This is a genomic window from Bacillota bacterium (genome assembly GCA_012842395.1).
In the GTDB taxonomy this organism is placed as follows: domain Bacteria; phylum Bacillota; class SHA-98; order UBA4971; family UBA4971; genus UBA6256.
In genome coordinates this window covers 261,212-281,057 of record DUSX01000002.1, presented here as the reverse complement: position 1 = coordinate 281,057, position 19,846 = coordinate 261,212, and the positions used below count along the sequence as shown (strand labels likewise).

15 protein-coding genes are annotated in these 19,846 nt (G+C 61.8%); all 15 read right to left on the bottom strand.

Translation table 11 applies throughout. The features are described from left to right. Positions 1–193: 193 nt before the first annotated feature. Complete coding sequence (locus GX515_01575; protein HHY31701.1) at positions 194–688, bottom strand: ECF transporter S component; 495 nt, start codon at positions 686–688, stop codon at positions 194–196. 32 nt (positions 689–720) lie between these two features. After that, positions 721–1,641 carry a hypothetical protein gene (locus tag GX515_01570; GenBank protein HHY31700.1) on the bottom strand — a complete coding sequence of 307 codons (921 nt, stop codon included), beginning with the start codon at positions 1,639–1,641 and terminating at the stop codon, positions 721–723. A gap of 144 nt (positions 1,642–1,785) precedes the next feature. Then, complete coding sequence (locus GX515_01565; protein ID HHY31699.1) at positions 1,786–2,793, bottom strand: ROK family protein; 1,008 nt, start codon at positions 2,791–2,793, stop codon at positions 1,786–1,788. 87 nt (positions 2,794–2,880) lie between these two features. Then, positions 2,881–4,029, bottom strand: coding sequence for a bifunctional phosphoglucose/phosphomannose isomerase (locus GX515_01560; GenBank protein HHY31698.1), 1,149 nt, complete (start codon positions 4,027–4,029; stop codon positions 2,881–2,883). 91 nt (positions 4,030–4,120) lie between these two features. Then, positions 4,121–5,221: a sn-glycerol-3-phosphate ABC transporter ATP-binding protein UgpC gene (gene ugpC / locus GX515_01555; protein ID HHY31697.1), complete on the bottom strand. Its 1,101-nt coding sequence runs from the start codon at positions 5,219–5,221 to the stop codon at positions 4,121–4,123. A gap of 248 nt (positions 5,222–5,469) precedes the next feature. Further along, the gene (locus GX515_01550) at positions 5,470–6,330 is read right to left on the bottom strand and encodes a sugar ABC transporter permease (protein ID HHY31696.1); all 861 of its coding nucleotides are present in this window, start codon (positions 6,328–6,330) and stop codon (positions 5,470–5,472) included. A 5-nt stretch (positions 6,331–6,335) separates the two neighbouring features. After that, a complete protein-coding gene (locus GX515_01545; GenBank protein ID HHY31695.1) occupies positions 6,336–7,352 on the bottom strand; it encodes a sugar ABC transporter permease in 1,017 nt (338 codons plus the stop codon). Positions 7,353–7,670: 318 nt separating this feature from the next. Further along, entirely contained in the window at positions 7,671–8,930 is a 1,260-nt protein-coding gene (locus GX515_01540; GenBank protein ID HHY31694.1) for an extracellular solute-binding protein, read from the bottom strand. Positions 8,931–9,051: 121 nt separating this feature from the next. Beyond that, positions 9,052–10,122 (bottom strand): LacI family transcriptional regulator, encoded by a 1,071-nt coding sequence (locus tag GX515_01535; protein HHY31693.1) that lies wholly within the window; start codon positions 10,120–10,122, stop codon positions 9,052–9,054. 455 nt (positions 10,123–10,577) lie between these two features. Next, entirely contained in the window at positions 10,578–12,071 is a 1,494-nt protein-coding gene (locus tag GX515_01530; protein HHY31692.1) for a hypothetical protein, read from the bottom strand. 581 nt (positions 12,072–12,652) lie between these two features. After that, positions 12,653–13,858, bottom strand: a complete 1,206-nt coding sequence (gene dapG, locus GX515_01525) for an aspartate kinase (protein ID HHY31691.1) — start codon at positions 13,856–13,858, stop codon at positions 12,653–12,655. A 493-nt stretch (positions 13,859–14,351) separates the two neighbouring features. Continuing rightward, the gene (gene argH / locus GX515_01520) at positions 14,352–15,887 is read right to left on the bottom strand and encodes an argininosuccinate lyase (GenBank protein ID HHY31690.1); all 1,536 of its coding nucleotides are present in this window, start codon (positions 15,885–15,887) and stop codon (positions 14,352–14,354) included. A gap of 69 nt (positions 15,888–15,956) precedes the next feature. Then, positions 15,957–17,255 (bottom strand): argininosuccinate synthase, encoded by a 1,299-nt coding sequence (locus tag GX515_01515; protein ID HHY31689.1) that lies wholly within the window; start codon positions 17,253–17,255, stop codon positions 15,957–15,959. Further along, positions 17,239–18,192 (bottom strand): ornithine carbamoyltransferase, encoded by a 954-nt coding sequence (gene argF / locus GX515_01510; protein HHY31688.1) that lies wholly within the window; start codon positions 18,190–18,192, stop codon positions 17,239–17,241. Before argF ends, GX515_01515 begins: the two co-directional genes overlap by 17 nt. Before the next feature lie 309 nt (positions 18,193–18,501). Further along, positions 18,502–19,788, bottom strand: coding sequence for an acetylornithine transaminase (locus tag GX515_01505; GenBank protein HHY31687.1), 1,287 nt, complete (start codon positions 19,786–19,788; stop codon positions 18,502–18,504). Positions 19,789–19,846 lie beyond the last annotated feature (58 nt).

Genomic DNA, 19,846 nt, shown 5'->3' with positions numbered 1-19,846 from the left:
ATCATCATACCATCGCAAAAAGGCGTGTCCTTTCTTTCGCGCTGCACACACGGCCGGGCGTTGATATAACAACAATGATGCACTTGGCATTATGATATATACTATATGCCTGCGCGAATTCCTCCTTTGAGACAACAGAAACACCAGGTCGTACGAGACCTGGTGCCTCCGGCAAACCCCTGCTTTTTCGGCGTTAGCTTGTCTTACCGAGAGACCGCTGCGCTAGCCCCACGGCTCTCACAACTGCAAGAGCTATCACGGCGTCGACGAGATGATGAAGAGCGGTGCCGAGGCCGACCACGATTCCGGCCCTCTCCAGCGTAAATCCAAAGGGCAATACTATGAGGGCCTCCGTGAATGCGTGGACCGGGAGCGTCCACGCGAGCGCCTTCCAAAACGGCAGGCCCCTCTTCACGAGGACCGCCCCGGCCCCGGCAAATACCGCGTGCATGGCGGCCCTGGCGGCGATCACAGGCCCCAGCTTGACGAGAAAACCCAAGGCGGAGCCCAAGCCCACTAACACGGCCGTCCAAGGGCCCAGGAGCATGGAGATCATGACCGGCACGTGGGACGCTAGCGTCGCTGAAAACGGCGGCACAACGACGCCCAGAAAACCACCGAATGCCAACGGGATAACGAGCGCCAGTGCTACGAGTAATGCTCCAAAGACGAGTTCCCTTGTGCCCATTGTGACCCTCCGACACCGGCAAAGAGTTCTGCTTACGCTCGCGGCGGCGATGTCGGCCTCCGGCGCCTGACGTACCAAGCCGCCAGTCCAGCGGCCACGACGGCGACGCCTACTACGACAACCGCGGGAAATACCCGCGAGCCGCCCGCGGCACCGGCAACGACGGGAGTGAGCACTGCAAGCGTTCCCTTCTGCACATCATACGACCCGAGAAGCCGCTCCTGCGAACCCCGTCCTCTTGCCGGGGCAAGCATGTCGATGACGTTAGGATCTATGTCGAGGTCGGTCCCGCCACCGAACGTCCAGGAGCCAGCTTCCTCCATCACCGGGCGGAAGTCGTCGTCGCCGAACGCGTCCTGCGAACCAACGAGCACGTAATATCCCCAGCCCTTTCCCGGCTCGCCAATGATCGCTTTCGGCACCGCGACCCTGACGGTCTTGCCGTCCGGCAGCACGCTCGCGGAGAGCCCCTCGGATATCCCCCTGGCCTCCGCGGTATCCTGCGCCGTAAAGACCCTGCACCCGCCCCAACCGAGGGCTTTGATAACGAGGTCCCAGGCATGCTTCCTTTCGAAGGCGACAAGTGCGCCTTTCCGAATGGTGTCCGTTCGCCCAGCCCCGGGCGTCGTGTCGATGTATATGTTGATGAGTTGGTGGCTGAACCCCTCCGGCGCATTCCACGGGTTCGTGACCTCTCGAAACGTGGCGTCGAAATAGACGTACTCCGCATCATGACTCACTTTGAAATGGGTGAGATCGAAGAGACCCGGCACGAAAGCCTTGTGCGTGGGATACACGTACGTGCCCGGCCCGTAATCGTCGCCGACGGGATCGTCCATTTCGAGGACGACGAGCGGCTCGGCCAACGCCGCGCGACCGACGAAGCCGCCCAGCCCCGCACCTACAAGCGCCGTCACGACAAGTGCCGCCACAGCCAGAAACACACGCCGCATCGCACACATGCCCCCCATCTCCGCTCGAGAGTGGCGCTCGCCCTTAATGAACATATTCGGGCATGCATCGCGTAATGCGGACTTCCAAGGTGGGAAATGAGCCCGGCACATGGCGCCCGCAGGCCTCTGTGAGAGGCATCCAGGCTAGCTTAGCGAACAGCCCGCATTTCCGAGGCCGGGCATCCCCAGCTTTGACAAGACGAGACATGCGGCGCCGACCACCCCAGCGTCTTGACCGAGCTCTGCCTGGACTATCCTCACCGCCTCGAACGCCGACCTGAGCGCGCGCTCGGCCACTACCTTGCGAACCGGCTTGAGGAGTATCTCCCCTACCTTGGAGACCCCTCCCCCTATCACCACGGTGTCGGGATTGAGGATGTTCACGAGGTTCGCAATCCCTATCCCGAGGTAGTCCGCTGCCTTGCCGAGGATTGCGATGGCTGCTGCGTCGCCGGCCAGCGCGGCCCTGCCAACAACCTCTGAGGTTACGAGCTCGATATCCCCATGGACAAGGTCGAGTATCATCGTCTCCTCGCCATGACGTATGAGCTCACGGGCCATCCGCGCGATGGCAGGACCTGACGCCAAGGCTTCAAGGCACCCGTAGTTTCCACACCCGCACTGCGGGCTGCCGTCCTCGTCCGTGATGGTCATGTGCCCGACCTCACCCGCCACGAACGAGGAGCCGTTGTAGATCTGTCCGCCCAGAATGAGCCCACCACCGATGCCCGTGCTGACCGTGATGTAGATCATGTTCTTGGAGCCGCGACCCGCACCGTAACGGGCTTCGCCGAGTGCGGCGAGGTTTGCGTCGTTCTCGAGATACACGGGCACTCCGAGCGCCTCTCTCATCAACGCCGCAAGCGGCACATCGTGCCACTTCAGGTTGGGTGCGAACGTCACGACACCGCTCTCGGGATTGAGCGGGCCCGGACTTCCCACCCCGACCCCCGCCACACGGTCAAGCGTCAGGCCGGCTTCTTTGACGGCCTCGCGCACCGAATCCGTTATGGTTGCCACGACGGCATCCACGCCGCGCTCGGGCAAGGTCGGTCTGGTCACCCGCGAAACGATGGTGGCGTCCAGCCGGGCGACCGCCGTCGCAACCTTCGTGCCCCCCAAATCCACCCCAACGACGAGAGGTTCAGCCATCTCTTACCCCCACATCTCCTCTCCACGGGCTCTCGAGCCTTCCGCCCGTGCATCCTCTCACGAACGAACAACCCGGAGGCGGAGGGGTCAGCCCTTGGCGAGCTCACCCTTGAGATAGTCTATCACCTTCACGGGTTTAGGGTCTACACCATAGAGGAAGGCCAGGTAAATGCTGGCGAAATCACCGACGTACACCAGAGACAGCAGCCTGGCTATCTTCGACCTTCCGAGGCTGTAAACCTCGTCTATGCCAGCTGCGTTACTCATCAGAGTTGAGGTTATCTCCATCCTTCGCTGCACTCTGGGGTGATCTCCCTTGTCTCTGAGGAGCACGACCCGCAGAGCACCCGCGATGTCTTTCCTCGCCCCCCACCCAACGGTCTCGTTGTGGTTTAGCTCGGGGAATGCGTTCCAGAAAGCGTGCGTTTTGCTGTTCTCGTTGATCTGGGTCTTCCACCTCAGCGCCGCTGCGGCAGTGATCCCGGACGCTCCGTAGATAAGCGGGATCTTGCCGTACATCGCAAGCGCGAGCCGCTTCGCCTGGTTGACCGAAGTAGGCGACTCTGGACCCAACACGAGCGCAAGGTCACGGAGAATAAGCTCCGCCTCGTCAAACCCCTCGCCAGCCTCTTTCACATACCCGAGCCGTGCGAGAGCGACCAGCATGGGAACGAACATGTACCCTAGCGCTGTTCGAGGCGGGAGCCCCGGTGGGATGGTGACCACGGGCACTCCATCGCGCGCCCCAAGCTCCGCAAGACGCCCTCCACTCGTGATGCACAGTATCCGGGCACCCCGCTCACGCGCGATGCCGTATGCGCTCAGCGTCTCCTCCGTGTTTCCAGAGTAACTCGACACGAATACCAAGGTGTCCTTGTCCACGAACGCGGGGAGATCGTAGTCCCGCACGACGAACATCGGCACCTTGAGCTCGCCAGCGACCAGTTCGCGAACAACGTCTCCGCCGATGGCGGATCCACCGAGCCCCGCCGCGACAATAGAGCGCGCCCCGGAGAAATCCTCCGGGAGTTCCACGTGCCGTGCGATGTTCTGCGCATCCCGGATCTGCTGGGGAAGGTCGCTCACTGTCTTCAGCATCCCGCCTGGGTCCAGCCGAGTCATTCGTTCCACGCTATCGAGAACGGCCCTGCCTTCAATATCGCCATCGCCATGTTCAGAATCTCTTACGTCGGCAGCCACCTCATTGCCCTCCTTGACCGAAACCACATCCACCATGAAAAAGGGGATAGCTGGAGATATTCTCCCCAACTATCCCCAGGCACAATCGCTCTCGCCATGGGAACGCTGGGCGCGAGGCTGCGCCAGGTTACCTGATGGCCTTTTGCGTAGTCTTATCAAATAAGTGGGCCTTGTCGGTATTGAACACAAGCTGGTGGGACGACCCGTCTCTTGCCGTCGTGCGCGCATCCACCCTGGCTATGAACGAGTGGGGTCCGACGGTTGCGTAGAGGTATACCTCGGAGCCCATCGGCTCGGTCACATCGATATCGGCCGTCACTATCCGGTCAGCCGGCGCATCGGGGACGAAGTCCCTGTCGTCGATATCCTCGGGTCTGATTCCGAAAATGACCTCTTTGCCGATATACTCCCCGACCGTCTCAAACCTCGTCGGTGGCAGCTTCACCTTGAAGCTCTTGGCATCGACCCACAGTTCGCCGTCCTCTCTCAGGATGACAGCGTCCAGGAAGTTCATCGCAGGGCTTCCGATGAACCCCGCAACGAACACATTGTCGGGATGATCATAGATTTCCATAGGCGCGCCCACCTGCTGGATAAAGCCGTCTCTCATGACGACTATGCGGTCGCCCATGGTCATGGCCTCCGTCTGGTCGTGGGTAACGTAGATGATCGTCGTCTGGAGCCTGTTATGAAGCTTCGCGAGTTCCGCCCTCATCTGGACGCGGAGCTTCGCATCGAGGTTTGAGAGAGGCTCGTCCATGAGGAACACCTTGGGCTCGCGCACGATCGCCCTTCCCAGCGCCACCCTTTGCCTCTGGCCTCCCGAAAGCTCCTTCGGCTTTCTCTTCAATAAGTTCTCGATGCCGAGGATCGCCGCGGCCTCTTTGACCCGCTTGTCGATCTCAGCGCGCGGGAACTTGCGGAGCTTGAGGCCGAAGGCCATGTTGTTGTATACATCCATGTGAGGATACAAGGCGTAGTTCTGGAAGACCATCGCGATGTCTCGGTCCTTCGGCGGGATGTCGTTCACGATCGTGTCGCCGATATAGATGTTCCCCTCGGTGACCTCCTCAAGGCCTGCTACCATCCGGAGCGTGGTAGACTTGCCGCACCCGGACGGGCCGACCAGGATCAGAAACTCCTTGTCCTTGATCTCGAGCGTAGCGTCGTTCACCGCGACGACATTACCGAACTTCTTGGTCACATGCTCCAGATAAACTCTTGCCATTTGTTGCTTACCCCCTGTGCCGTCTTGCGGAGCCGTGCGTAGCGCACTCCCAAGGCAGCGTAATTCGAGATAACAAGCCGCACACGCGTAAACGCCAGCACAAGAGACTTCGCCAACCATGCCGCTTTACCGCGACCCCCAACACCACCTCCGCACGAGACATGCCGGAGAATTCGTTCTCCGACGCTCCGAAAAACTATTCAACAAATCGGTCCACAATCCTTCTTTACGCCCTTGAGCCGTACTTCCTATCCCTTGACCCCACCAAGGGTCATACCAGACACCAGCCACTTCGAGGAGTACAGGAACAACGCGAGTGCTGGAATGGCCACGAGCACAGAAGCGGCGGCGAACTGGCCCCATGCGGTCTGGAATTGGTCCATCAACTTCTGGAAGCCCACCGGCCACGTAAACATGTCCGGCTTCTGCAGCATCACCCGGGCCATCATATAGTCGTTCCAGGCTGTCATGAAGCTGAAGAGGCCGGCAATAGCCAGCGCCGGCGTGGAAAGAGGTATCACGACCCGCCAGAACGCGCCGAGCGGGCTAGCCCCATCCACAAGGGCCGCTTCCTCAAGCTCTCGTGGTATTGTATCATAGTATCCTTTGAGGATCCAAATGGAAAACGGGACTGACCCCACCGAGTAGGCGATAGCCATGCCGGTGTACGTGTTGAAAAGCTTCAGTCTCACCACCATGATGCATATCGGAAGAAGCAGCATCCCTGCGGGGATCATCTGAGTGGTCAGGAGAAAGAGCAGCCCTTGCCTTCGGCCAGGAAACTGCCAGCGCGAAAACGCGTACGCGGCCGTCGCAGCAAGCATGAGCCCCACGAGAACCGATGCCGCGCTCACTATTAGGCTGTTCCAAACCCATATCGTGAAGTCTCTCTCGAAGATGAGCGCACGGTAGTTCTCAAGGCTTGCACCGGGCGGTATGATCGCGAGGCTCGTCGAGAGCAACTGGTTGCTCGGGCGCAAAGATATGCTGATGACGCGAAGGAACGGGTAGATCGAAATGATGCTGGCAAGTATAAGCACGGCGTGAATCGCTATCCTCTTTGCCGGGCTGTCGCCCCTCGCCCTCCTGAAGAAGCTTCGCCTCGCCACTAGTTTCACGACTCCCAGGCCCCCTTGAAGCCACCGCTAAGACGCAGGTACACGGCGGAGAATATGAACAGGAACACGAAGATGACCATAGCGTATGCGGCTCCGAACCCGTAACGATAGAACTCGAACACCGCCTTGAACATGGATGTCACAAGGAGGTCGGTGCCCTCCATTGGACCGCCCTTCGTCACAAGGTAAATGACGTTGAAATTGTTGAAGGTCCACACCACCCCGAGGATCACGGCGGGCGTCAGGACCGGCTTCAAGAGAGGCATCGTGATGGACCGGAACTGCTGCCATCCTGACGCCCCGTCGATCTGGGCTGCGTCGTAATAATCCTGAGAGATGCTCTGCAGCCCGCCCAGCAGCACCACCATCATGAACGGGATCCCAAGCCACACGTTGACAAGCACGACAGCCACAAAAGCCCACTTCGGGTCGCTCAGCCACGGCACCGGTTGAACGCCCAGCCTCTCCAGCAAGAGGTTGACGAAACCGTATTGGTAGTGGAATTCGCCACGCCATGCGAGCGCCGAGATAACCTGCGGAAGCGCCCACGGCACAACTAGGAGTGTCCTGTAAACGCCCTTTCCCCTCATGGGTCTGTTGAGGAGAAGCGCGAGGCCCAGGCCGCCCAGCACATGACACACCACGTTGACGACCGTCCAAAGGATCGTCCGCCCAAGGAGCTGGAAAAAGGTGACTTTCTGAAGCACAGGCGACCTGAAGACGTCCAGGAAGTTGCTGATACCGTACGAGAGGCCCACAGAGAAATCCTTGAACCGGAACATGTTCATGTTGCTGAAGGCAAGGTAGATGTTGAACCCAAATGGATACACGATCAGCGCCATCACCCCGACCAGCGCGGGGAGCAGCAGCATGAGCGGCAACGAGTACTTACACTTCAGAAGCTTGTGAAGGACGATGTAAGCCGCGATCTCGAGGACAACTACGACTGCGGCAACGATCCCGAGGAGCCTACCGATCTCGCCTAGTCCCCGCACGACGACATCCCAGGTCAAAGGGATCAACACTATCACCACCTTGGAAACGAGCGGGCCCGGGCGAACCAAGCACACCACCAGAAGTTCGCGCCACTTTCCGGCCCGGGGCCGCCGCCCAGGGTTGCCGGTGCCACCATCCGGGGAGGAACGGCACGCTCACGGCGCGCCCCGTTCGAATTCGGCGCGCGAGATAGCGAGATTCTTCCCGCCCCGTCGTCCAACCACCGGTAACCCTGGCGCCGTCAAGAAAGGAGATGAAAACCCATGGCGCCGCGCTTGGCAAGTTCGGTCTCCGGGCCCGCCCTGTGCATCGAGCCCTGTCGTGCGAAAGCTCGTTTACTTGGTCATCTCGCGTATGGCCTTCTCAGCGGCTTCCTGCATCGCCTTGGCAGCATCCTTCGGGGACATCTTCCCAGCCATCACGGCCTCCTGGTTGGGTCTGATGGCGTCCCAGCAAGCTCGCATCTCAGGCACCGTCGGCATGGGCTTGCCCACGACCATCTGGTCAGAGGAGCCCTTGAGGATCGGGTCCTGTGTAACAAGGGGGTTCTTGAGCGCGCTATCCGTCGCCGGAAGCCTCTTGAACTTCTGCAAGAACCTGAGTTGCACCTCGTCAGAAACGAGGAAATCCACGAACCCTTTCACGGCGTCCAACTTATCGCCCTCAAGGTACTCCGGGAACATGAGGTAGATCCCGCTGGTCATGGGTGAAGGCCACAGGCCGGTCTTCGTGACCTTTGGAATCCGGGCGACCCCAAGGTCCACGTTCTTCTTGACGTCCTCTGTGACATAGGCACCAAGGGACCAGTCGCCATTGATGATCATGGCTGCCTTCCCCTCCTTGAAGAGGGAATCGGCAGCGTTGTAATCCGCTTCAGTCGGCACTATCTTGTGCACGAACTTCAGGTCGTGGAGGAACTGGAGCGTGTCAACCATGGCCTGAGTGTTGAGAGTGGGCTTCGTCCCGTCGAGAGGCCATCCACCGAACCCACCCAACCATGGAGCGAGCCAGAAAGGCTCATTGAGGTTATACACGAGCCCGTACTGGTCGGGCTTGCCGTCGTTGTTGAGATCCTTGGTAAGCTCCTTGCCGACCTTGATGAGTTCGTCCGTGTCCTTGGGAGGCGTCTTGATAAGCTTCTTGTTGTACAACAGCATCAGGTGGTTGCCAACGCTGAGAGGGACTCCCCAAACCTTCCCATTGAGTTCGACGGCCTCCACGCCCGGCTTCACGAATTTCCCCATGTAGCCTGCGGGGAAGATCTCATCCACTGGCTTGATGAGCTTCATGGCCGTGAACGGACCGGCATGGTCGGAGACTGTCCAAAGAAGGTCCGGGCCCGTGCCCGCGAACGCCGCGGACTGGAAGTTCTGGCGCAAGTCCTCGACACCATAGTTCACCACTTCGAACGTCACGCCCGCGTGGCTCTTAGAATACTCCTGTGTAAGCGCGATGATCTCCTGCAGAACGCCTTCTGCCTCACCCTCTTTGGTCCAGATCGTAAGGGACACCTTTTTCTGGGCCATCGCACCGGCGGGCACGATCAGGGCAACCAGCATCAGAAGAACCAGCACACAAACAACAGTCCTTCTCACTATGGGTCCCCTCCCTTATCGTTTCGCGTGTTCCGCAATCGCTGCCCACTGAGATCCACTAGACCACGAGCGTCCGCCGCACCCCGAAGAAACCTGATGATCCAGGCCGGCGCTCACCGAGTCACGCTCGATCACCTGAGGCTGAACCGGCCTTTTCCACCGCACCACCTCCCTCGGACGACCTGGCTTTCGCCCCGCATGACTCCCTGACCACAAGGGTGGTGGGGAGAACGATCTTCCTCGGCTTCCTGGCGGGGTTGTTTATGAGCTTCAGAACCTCCTTGGCCGCGCTCCTGCCCATGACATCTCCTTGCTGCTTTATGGTGGACAGCGCGGGCCTCACGTACGACGCCGCCTCTATGTCGTCGAAGCCAATGACCGCCACGTCGTGCGGGATCTTTCGCCCCGCTTCGCGCAGCGCCTTCATTGCACCTATCGCCATGAGGTCGCTCGCCGCGAAGACTCCCGTGATGTCAGGGGAGGCCTCAAGGATACGTTTCATGGCCGCCCTGCCGCCTTCCTCGGTGAAGTCGCCGTTCGCAACAAGCGCAGCATCAAGCGGCAGGCCGTGTCGGAGAAGCGCCTGTCTGTACCCGATGAACCTTCCCTCAGAAATGGCGGACGGAGTGTGTCCGTCTATGTATGCAATCCGCCGGTGCCCCAGGGATATCAGATGCTCCACAGCAGACGCAGCACCGCCGACGTTGTCTGAGGTAACGTAGGTCATTCTCGGACCCTCGTAGGGTATGTCAATGAGCACCGTAGGAATGCCGCTGGCCGCGACCTCATCGAGAATCGCGGGCCCTGGTAGGGTTCCCATAAGGAAAAGTCCCTCCACCTTGGATTCATAGCACCTTCTCAGACTCTCCCTCCAGCGTCTGTCCCCTGCATCCTTCACGCTCAACACCAGGTCGTAGCCAGCCTTTTCTATCTCAGCGGTGATACCGCATATGACCTCATAGAAGAACGGATGGCGCAAGCCCTCCACGGAAAAGAGCATCAACTCAACAACATAGCTTCTCTTCCGCACGAGGCGCCGCGCCAAGGCGCTCGGGTGATAGTTCAGCTCTCTCATGACCGCGCGTACACGCTTCTCGGTGTCTGCGCTTATGTCACCATAGCCGTTCAGTACGTGGGAAACCGTACTAACGGACACACCCGCTCTCTTCGCGATGTCTTTTATGGTCGCCACGCTTGTAGCTCCTTTGCTGCCTTGCTGCTTTGCTGCCTTGAATGCCTCGCCCCTCTTCGCCACGTCAGTCTCATGTGCCCGTGGGCCTGCTTGGACTGGCGCCCGCGCCGAGTGTGCGCCCGGTCCGCCCGAATCAGCCCGACCGACTCAGGGCGTTCGGCACGTGCTCACCGTTCAGCCCGCGCCCAGGCCGATTCGTTGTCGATTCATTGTCGCACGTCGCAGCCGCCGCTGCTACAACGTTGTAGCCCACCCTCATTATAGGATCCAGCCATAAGCCATGTCAAGCAACACTTGCTAACCAGATCTGAAACTGGCATTCATGGAGACGGATGGCCTGCCTCGCGACGCCGCCACAACGTGCGAAAGCCCCCGGGCCCAACGAACAGGCCCGGGGGCGTTGCCGGGTTCGACGCACCCGGCGGCGTGACAAGTGAGAAGGTGGGTTTTCTGTCTTAGAACTCGACCTTCATGCCGGCCGTCAGGCAGAGCCCATTCGGCCTGGTCGTGAAGTCCTCGAAGTTATTCTCATCGTAGCTAGCGTAGCTGCCGATGAACTGGATGCCGCAGGGCGCCGTGTACTGCGCTTGGCCGATGTACGCCAGCTCCCCGTTCGCCCACTTAGCGTTGCCCGACAACCCGACGCCCGAGAACATGGGCGTGTCGAAGGTTGTGGAAGCCGCGAGTTCGTGGACGGTCGAATCCACGGTGGACATCGTCAGGTCATACCTGGCATCCACCACGACGGGACCGACCGGGATGTCATACCCGAGACCAAGCGTCACGGTGGTCTCCTGCCCAGGGTCGGCCTTCTCCTGCCGGTCGAGTATGGTGTAGTCCGCGTTCACCGTAGACCACATGCTCGTCACGCCCGCCTCGATGTCCAGGCCGGCGTATTGGGTGGCGGCGGTGGCTCCGATGGTCTTCCTCTCGCCAACGAGCTGGCGATCGGCATTCCTCTGCTCGTGCCAGTCGGCGGTCCCGACCAGCTTCACGCCGCTGATTGTGGTGGCGATCTGGCCGCTCACGCCGCGCTTGCCCGCATTGAGGTCCACAACGTTGATGTCGTTGCCGTCCTCGTCCTGGCTGTCATCGCGGTAGAGCGGGTTGAACTTCGGATCGAAGTTCCGGAAGCCTAGCTTCGCGCTGACTCCAGGGAGCATGGGCAATTGGGCTATGCCCGCCTCGGCTTTTACCGCCGAAGCCTCGTTCGCGCCGTCCCACGCCGCCGCGCCGACCAAGTCGAGGCCCGGGAGGGGCGCAAGCTGAACGGACCCCGCAAGAGCTATGTCCTTGCCCGTCCTCAGAGCCGCACCAGCAAGGCTGATGCCTTGGATGTCAGCTTTTGCCGACACGCCGGCCGCCGCGAACCTCTCTTGCTGGTTTTCCGCGACCTCGCGATTCGCCCAGCCGTAGAACGCACCGAGTTCCACCGGGCCGACCTGCACGCCGCTCAGCTGAGCGCCCTCGATCTCGCCGTCGGTTGCAGAGACATCGGCGATGTAAGGCGAGTAGTCAATGGCAAGGTCTCCGAACCTGGTGGTGATGTCCTGTCCGCCCGTGTAGAACGGCCCTGTGGTCTCGAGGTAGGCCTTCTCGATGGTCAGATTCGGCTGGCCGAGCGTCACCGGCGTCAGGCCCTTCTGGTCCATGTTGCCGCCCACCAGGTCGTCCGAGCCCGGGTTCGGAGCGGCTGTCGGGCCGAAGGGAGCGTATTCCAGAGGCTCAAATCCGACGAACGCCCGGATCTGCTGGCCGCCGGACAGCTCCATGGAGAAGTTGAGACGAAGATCCGATGTGGCGCTAAGCCCCATGTCCTGCGCGTTCTGTGGTGCAATCTGGAGCGTGGTCTCGAGAGACCCGCCCAAGTCGATGTTGGGGGCCGCGCACACCGGCGCCGTTATGGCGAGTGCCATGATGACGGCTAGTGCAGCGACTGTTTTCTTCATTGTTCATCCCCCTTGGTGTGTCTTCTGGTCCGAACCTGCTGCAACTGATGCTGCGATTGGGGAGCGAGGCAAGTATCCTCGTTTCCTTGCTTCGGTCCCCGGCTGCGTCGTGTTGTGCGTATTATCGATGCCGGCCTCCGGCGCCCTTCAGGGAGCACCTCCTTTCCCGCGCCTGCCGGGCCTGGAATTCCTGCTGCGTCTAGTCCTCGTCTGTTGTGCGTGTCTTGCTGTCATGCCTGTTTCGGCGATCATGGCTTATGCAGTTGTCAGGCGCAAGCGTTGGTTGCGCGGCCCCTTTGATTCCCGTAATTCTCCGCATTGCTCGTTATTCCTCTATGGAGCTCGTTATTGCGCCGATGTAAGTGATGGCATCATGGGAAGCAAAATGCCAGGACAGGATGATGTCTCCTGTCCTGGCAACGCACTCCCGAGCGCCCCGGCGGCGGGCGCGATTCCCGTGCGCGAGCGGAGCCGTCAGCCCCCTCGTCCTCCCGCCTCTGCCGACTCCCAGCGTGCGGACGCCGCGCGATCTGGGCCTCCGAACGCCGGCAGTGCCGGCTGGTGCCAGCGCTCTCAAGCGCTCACGCGCTCGGACGGCCGAGATCGAACTCCTCGTAGAGGGCCCGCACGGCCCGCGTCACGCTTGCCTGGTCTATCAAGCACGAGATGGTTATCTCCGAGTCGACCGTCTGCATGATGTGGACTCCCGCGCGGTGAAGGGCCTCGACCACTCTCGCCATGACTCCTGGCACTTCCTGCATGCCCGCGCCAACCACCGATACCTTGGCGCACTCGGCCATCACGTGGCACGCGAAACCTTCCGACCTCAGCGCCTCCTCAGCCGCCTTGGCCACCTCATCCTTCACTGTGAACAAAATGGCCCTAGGCGTGACGTTGATGAAGTCAACGTTGATCCCTATGGTACTTATAGCCTTCAGTATAGCCACCCTCGCTTTGGACGGTTCGGCAGGGTTCGGGTACAACGCTTCGACGCGGGCGAGCCCGTCCACATGGGCGATGCCGGTTATCACCCGGCGGGCAACGTCATCTGTGATGAAGGTCCCCTCGGACTCCGCGAAGGTGCTCCTGACTCTCACCGGGATGCCGCCTTGCTGCGCTATCTGCACCGCCCGTGGGTGGACCACCTTCGCGCCGTTGTTGGCGAGTTCTTCGACTTCGAAATAGGTTATAGCCGAGATGAGCCTAGCTTCGGGGACAATCTTCGGGTCCACGGTCATGACGCCCTCAACGTCAGTGTAGATCTCAACACACTCAGCCCTCAACGCGACCCCGAGCGCGGTCGCAGTGGTATCGCTCCCGCCCCGCCCGAGCGTCGTGACCTCCCCGTCGTCGGTCACGCCCTGAAAGCCCGCCACAACCGGTATCCGTCCGGACGCAAGCACATCGAGCAGCCGCGCTGTGTTGATGCCCTGAATGCTCGCATCGCCGAACTGAGCGTCCGTCCTTATGCCGGCCTGAGCCCCAGTGAGCGGGACCGCCTCGTACCCCGCCGCCCTGAGATATCCCGCCATCACCACACAGCTTATCACCTCCCCGCAGGATGCGAGGAGGTCGAGACTCCTCGCGTCCACGGGCAAGTCCTTGGCCCTTACGAGGTCAAGGAGCGAGTCGGTGGCATAGGGCCCGGGACGCCTCCCCATGGCTGATACGACGACAACCGGGTCGAATCCCTGCTTCTTTGCGAAGACCACCCTGTCGCGCGCCTTCAGGCGCGCCTCATCGTCTCCGACGGACGTTCCTCCGAATTTCTGCACAATCACACGCACCGTTCGTCACGAACCTCCCGTACCCCTCATGCTAGACATCGGGAAGCCGACACGGGGCTTCGTACCGTCACGCCCCTTCGCCCCGGTCGCGCGCTGCCTCGATGCATATGGGTGTTGCATAAGGATACGCCGAAAAACGACGTTGTCCTGCCGGGCCGTGGCCCCAAAATAAAAAACCCGCGTGGTCGGCAGCGTTGAGTCTGGCTCCATAAGCTCTCGTCTCCTTCCCCGAGGGCGCTGGAGTCGCCGGTACTCCCCGGTGCTCTTGTTCGGCGGCGCGCCTGGAATCTCGCAGAGGGCGCGCCGAGCTCGGACGACGCGCACGGCGGGCGTACCGCCCGGGAGACCGAGGCCAGCGGCCTTCGGCGGAACCCGCGCGCCGAAAGGTGGCGCAAGCTTATGGCGATCTGCTTCGCAACGAGGATAACACAACGGGCCCTGGAAATGAAAGAACAATTGTTGGGATATCGGCGAGGCGACACTCATTTGTACCTTATGCGTTGTCTCCGCCCTCAGCGCCGCGCCGCGCCAGCAGGCGGCTCTTGTCCCCGATCTCAAGCGCGGCCCTGGCTTCCTGAATGGCCGCCCTCACCCGCTCCGGCGCGGTTCCACCCGGAACGGCTCGAGCTTCCAAAGACGCCTCCAAGCTTGCTGCTCGCAACACATCCTCAGATACCGATGGCGCCAACGCTTTCCAGTCATCCAGCGGAAGGTCCTCGAATCTCTTCCCTTCGCGTACGCACTTCAGCACCAGCCGTCCCACGGCCGCATGAGCCTCCCGAAACGGCACGCCCCTCCGCACCAGGTAATCCGCAATGTCGGTGGCCGTCGTGAACCCGCGCCCGGCGGCTTCCCGCATCACCTCAGACTTCACTTTCATCGTTCGGAGCATGGGCGCCACTATCTCAAGGCACGATGCGACGGTGTCCACCGCATCGAAGAGGCTCTCCTTGTCTTCCTGCATGTCCCGGTTGTACGCCAGAGGTAGCCCCTTCATCACGGTGAGCACTGCCACGAGGTCTCCCACGACCCGTCCCGCCTTGCCCCTCACGAGCTCGGCCACATCGGGGTTCTTCTTCTGCGGCATCATGCTGCTGCCCGTGCAGAAAGCGTCATCCAGCTCAATGAACCCGAACTCCTGCGACGACCAAAGGACCAGCTCTTCAGCCAGTCGGCTGAGATGGATCATGATGATCGCGGCCGCAGCAAGGAACTCCATGACGAAGTCCCTGTCGGAGACAGCGTCGATGCTGTTCCTCGTAATTCCGAGGCATCCGAGCTCGCGTGCCACCTTCGCCCGGTCCACCTGGTAAGCGGTGCCTGCGATGGCGCCCGAACCCAATGGCGAGACGTTCGCTCGGCGCGCGGCATCCGCCAGCCTTTCCTTGTCCCTCGTGAACATCTCGAAATAGGCGAGCATGTGATGGGCGAAAAGCACAGGCTGGGCGTGCTGCATGTGGGTATACCCAGGCATAACCGCATCCGCGTTGGCCTCCGCCACGTCCACGAGCGCGCGGCGCACGTCATCGATGAGCGCGGCCAATCGCCGGGCCTCGCTCGTCACGTACAGCCTCGTGTCGAGAGCGACCTGGTCGTTGCGGCTCCTCCCCGTGTGCAGCTTCTTGGCGACCTCACCAACCTTGGCAGCGAGCATCCTCTCAACCGCGGTGTGGATGTCCTCGTCGGACGCTGAGAAGTCAGCAGCCCCCGATTGGATGTCGCGAAGCACCTCGCCGAGGCCCGCGACGAGCGTCTCGGCCTCCTCGGCGGAAATCGCGCCGCACGCGGCAAGCGCGCGCGCGTGGGCGACGCTTCCCGCGATGTCCTCACGATAGAGCCTCCTGTCAAATCGGACCGACGCGGTGAACTCCTCGACTTTACCACAGGTCTCCTTCTCAAATCTCCCAGCCCACAGCTTCAACGGCCTCGCCTCCGCTCCCCTTCCCGGGCCCGCCCTCCCCAAAGACCAAGACCACGAGCCGTGCGCCGCCGAGAACCGCGCGCCCGGCTCGTGGCTCGTCGGGGACATGATCCCGCCACCCACAGGGCGTCGCCCTTCCGCAACCCTTCTGAATCCTCTTTCCGGCCAAGTCAGCCGTCACGGCGCGACGCGACGCCCCGCGGTCGCGGCCGAGACAGCCGCGGACGTCGCCGCAGCCGGCGAAAGGGCTTCCGCGGCACCCGCTGCGCGCATCCTCGCCCTCGCGGCGACGACCGTGGGAAGCCCGAAGATCTGGATGAAGCCCTCGGACGCAGCGTGGTTGAAGGCGTCGTCCTTGTCGTACGTGGCGAGCGCGTGGTCGTAGAGAGAATGCGGCGACTTCCGTCCAGCCACGGCCACCGAACCTTTGAACAGCCGCAGGCGAACGACGCCCGTCACCGTCTCCTGGGTCTTTTCTATGAACGCATCAAGGGCCTCGCGGAGCGGCGAGAACCACAAACCGAAGTAGGCCATCTCAGCGTACTTCTGGTCTATGAGCTGTTTCATGTGATACGTCTCCCGCGGGAGCGTCAGGCTCTCCAGGTCTTTATGGGCCGCGATGAGCGCGACAGCCGCCGGGGCCTCGTAGACCTCCCTGGACTTGATGCCCACGAGCCTGTTCTCCACCTGGTCTATCCTGCCCACCCCGCACGCACCGCAGAGCATGTTCAGTCGGGTGACTATCTCCACCGGGTCCATCTCTACGCCGTCAAGGCTCACCGGAACGCCGGCCTCAAACCCGATCTCGACATAAGTGGGGCTATCTGGGCACTGGTCCGGCCCGGACGTCCAAATGAAGGCGTCCTCCGGAGGCTCGCACCACGGGTCCTCGAGAACGCCGCACTCTATGCTCCTGCCCCAGAGGTTCTCGTCTATGCTGTAAGGGCTTGCTGACGTCACGGGGACGGGTATGCCGTGCTCCTTCGCGTACTCTATCTCGTCTTCGCGTGACATGGGCCACTCGCGCACCGGGGCTATGACCCGTAGGTCAGGGGCGAGCGCGGCTATGGACACGTCGAACCGTACCTGGTCATTGCCCTTCCCGGTGCACCCGTGGGCGACGGCGTCCGCGCCCTCAGCACGCGCTATGTCCACCAGGATCTTTGCTATGAGGGGCCTGGAAAGCGCGGCGCTCAAGGGGTACTTGCCCTCATACAGCCCGTTGGCCTTGAGGCTCTTGAACGCATAGTCCTCCAAGAACTCCCGCCGCGCATCCACCACGTACGAACGAGACGCCCCTACCTTGAGGGCCTTTTCCTTGATGAAATCCAGGTCTTTCTTGGCGCCGACGTCGACCGCGACGGCGATGACCTCCGCCGAGTAACGCTCGCTGATCCACCGGATGGCCACGGATGTGTCCAGGCCCCCCGAATAAGCCAGCACAACCTTACGAGCTGATTTACAAGCCGCTTTCACCGGCCTTCCTCCCTTGCATCAGCAGGACAAGGATGGCCTTCTGAACGTGGAGCCGGTTTTCGGCCTCGTCAAACACCACCGAATGAGGGCCGTCCATCACCTCGTCGGTGATCTCCTCGCCCCGGTGCGCGGGGAGGCAGTGCATCACCATGACGTCCTCCTTGCCTGCCGCCTTGACGAGCGCCTCGTTCACCTGGAACCCCGCGAGCGCTTGCGCCTTCTTCTCGTGCTCGGCTTCCTGCCCCATGCTCGCCCACACATCAGTGTATATCACGTCAGCGCCCCTCACGGCGTCCACAGGATCGTGCGTCACCTCGATAGTGGCGCCAGTGGCCCTGGCGTCCTCCCGGGCGAGCTCGACGATGTGAGACAGGGGCTCGTATCCCGGCGGGCACGCCACCGTGACGTTCATGCCGACCTTCGCGCCGCCGAACATGAGGCTGTGCGCGACGTTGTTGCCGTCCCCCACGTACACCATCTTCAGGCCCTTCGTCCTGCCTTTCTTTTCGTACACGGTAAAGTAGTCAGCTAGAACCTGGCAGGGATGTAAGAGATCTGTCAGGCCGTTTATCACAGGCACCGTGCCGTACCTGGCAAGGTCCTCGACATCCCTGTGATCGAACGTTCGTATCATGATGCCGTCCACGTAGCGCGAAAGCACGCGCGCCGTGTCAGCGATGGTCTCCCCTCTCCGGAGCTGCAGCTCCTGCGCGCTGAGGAAGAGCCCGTACCCTCCCAGCTGCCACATGGCAACTTCGAACGAAACCCTTGTGCGTGTGGAGGGCTTGGTGAATATCATCGCGAGGGTCTTCCCCCGCAGCAGATGGTGCTCAACCCCGGCCTTCGTCTCCTCCTTCAGCCTCGCCGAGACTTCGAAGATCTTCTCGACCTCAGCCACGGAGAGATCGTGGATGGATAGGAGGCTCCTGCCCCTCATCCCGAGGGCGACTTCGTCCTGAAGGTAATCCCGTGTCTCCGTCACGCTGAACACCGTCCTTTTCGTGAAGTGCTATCCCAGCCGTGCGTCCGCCATTTGTATCTCGCGGCGCACCGACATATATTCAAGGATCGGGTAGAAACTCCTTCCCGGCCTCGATCTGCCAGCACACCGAGGAGGACGGCGCTCACGTGTCCCTAGCCCTCACCTCCCAGCCCGCGCCAGCGCACAAAATCGACCAACCTCGCATGTCGCGCCCGCCGGCACTCACGTGACAAGGCTCATTGACATCGCGAGAAGGGATCAGCATCAGCCGAGCACATCCTCCATCACTCGCTCCAGAATGCCTACCGCCTCGTCGATGTCCGCCTTGCTCACCACGAGCGCCGGCAAGAACCGGAGGGTTGTGTCGCTCACCGCGTTTATGAGCAGCCCCGCCTCAAGACATGCCGCGGCCACGGCGCGCGCCGGTGCGTCGCTACGGCACCCGGATGGCCTGAGCTCGAGGCCGATCATCAGGCCCTTGCCTCTCACCTCGGCCACCTGCGGGAATCTGCGTGCGAGGGTCATCAGGGCTTTGGCGAAGTAGGCCCCCATTTCCGTAGCCCGCTCAGCGAGGCGCTCGTTCCTGATGGTCTCCACGACCGCGAGAGCCGCTGCACACGCCAGAGGGTTCCCACCGAACGTAGACGCGTGCGTGCCGGGAGTGAACGCCGCCGCGACTTCGTCCTTCGCGAGCAGCGCTCCTATGGGGACCCCCCCGCCGAGGGCCTTGGCAAGCGTCACGGCATCGGGCTCGATCCCGTAGTGCTCGAACGCGAACATCCTCCCGGTGCGCCCCATGCCCGTCTGAACCTCGTCGATTATGAGGAGGGCGCCGCGTTCGTCGCAGAGCTCTCTCGCACGCTTCAAGTAAGCCTCGTCTGCCACGTGGACCCCGCCCTCGCCCTGGACCGCCTCGAGAAGCACCGCAGCGGTCTGCTCGCCAACGGCCGCCTCGAGGGCAGGAACATCGTTGAACGGCACGTACCTGAACCCGGGCGGCAAGGGCTCGAAATCCTTCCGGTACTTGGGCTGGCCGGTCGCCGTGACCGTCGCCAGGGTACGCCCGTGAAAGGAGTTGAGCGCGGTGATGATCTCGTATCGGCCTTGCTCCCGCCGCACGACCCTGGCGTATTTTCGGGCGATTTTGATCGCCGCCTCATTGGCCTCCGCCCCGCTGTTGCAGAAGAATGCCTTTCCGAACGGCGTTCCCTCCAGGAGCGCCTTCGCAAGGAGGGCCTGCCGCTCGACGAGATACAGATTGGAGCAATGAAGCAGCGTGGCGGCTTGTTTTTGAATGGCCGAGACCACGGCGGGGTGGGAGTGACCTAGCGCGCACACCGCGATCCCGCCGAGAAAGTCCAGATACTCCCTGCCGTCAGCGTCCCAGATGCGCACTCCGGAGCCACGCACGGGGGCCACGGGGGCCCTCGAATACGTGTTCATCAGATACATGCGCGCAAGCTCCGCGATGCTTTCGGTCGCCAGACGTCCGCTTGGCGTGTTCCCGTCGCGCGGTGCGGCGCGGCGCTCTTTGACGCCAGTTTCTGCCATGCGTAATCCCTCCCTGCCTCCAGCGATGCCGTGCAGCGTTCAAACGCTACCGACCGTA

What these genes read in the sequence shown, in the direction of transcription:
- GX515_01575 (HHY31701.1), bottom strand. Translation starts at nt 688, where the DNA reads ATGGGCACAAGGGAACTCGTCTTTGGAGCATTACTCGTAGCACTGGCG.
- GX515_01570 (HHY31700.1), bottom strand. Translation starts at nt 1,641, where the DNA reads ATGCGGCGTGTGTTTCTGGCTGTGGCGGCACTTGTCGTGACGGCGCTT.
- GX515_01565 (HHY31699.1), bottom strand. Translation starts at nt 2,793, where the DNA reads ATGGCTGAACCTCTCGTCGTTGGGGTGGATTTGGGGGGCACGAAGGTT.
- GX515_01560 (HHY31698.1), bottom strand. Translation starts at nt 4,029, where the DNA reads ATGGTGGATGTGGTTTCGGTCAAGGAGGGCAATGAGGTGGCTGCCGAC.
- ugpC (HHY31697.1), bottom strand. Translation starts at nt 5,221, where the DNA reads ATGGCAAGAGTTTATCTGGAGCATGTGACCAAGAAGTTCGGTAATGTC.
- GX515_01530 (HHY31692.1), bottom strand. Translation starts at nt 12,071, where the DNA reads ATGAAGAAAACAGTCGCTGCACTAGCCGTCATCATGGCACTCGCCATA.
- argH (HHY31690.1), bottom strand. Translation starts at nt 15,887, where the DNA reads ATGTCCCCGACGAGCCACGAGCCGGGCGCGCGGTTCTCGGCGGCGCAC.
- argF (HHY31688.1), bottom strand. Translation starts at nt 18,192, where the DNA reads ATGAGGGGCAGGAGCCTCCTATCCATCCACGATCTCTCCGTGGCTGAG.
- GX515_01505 (HHY31687.1), bottom strand. Translation starts at nt 19,788, where the DNA reads ATGGCAGAAACTGGCGTCAAAGAGCGCCGCGCCGCACCGCGCGACGGG.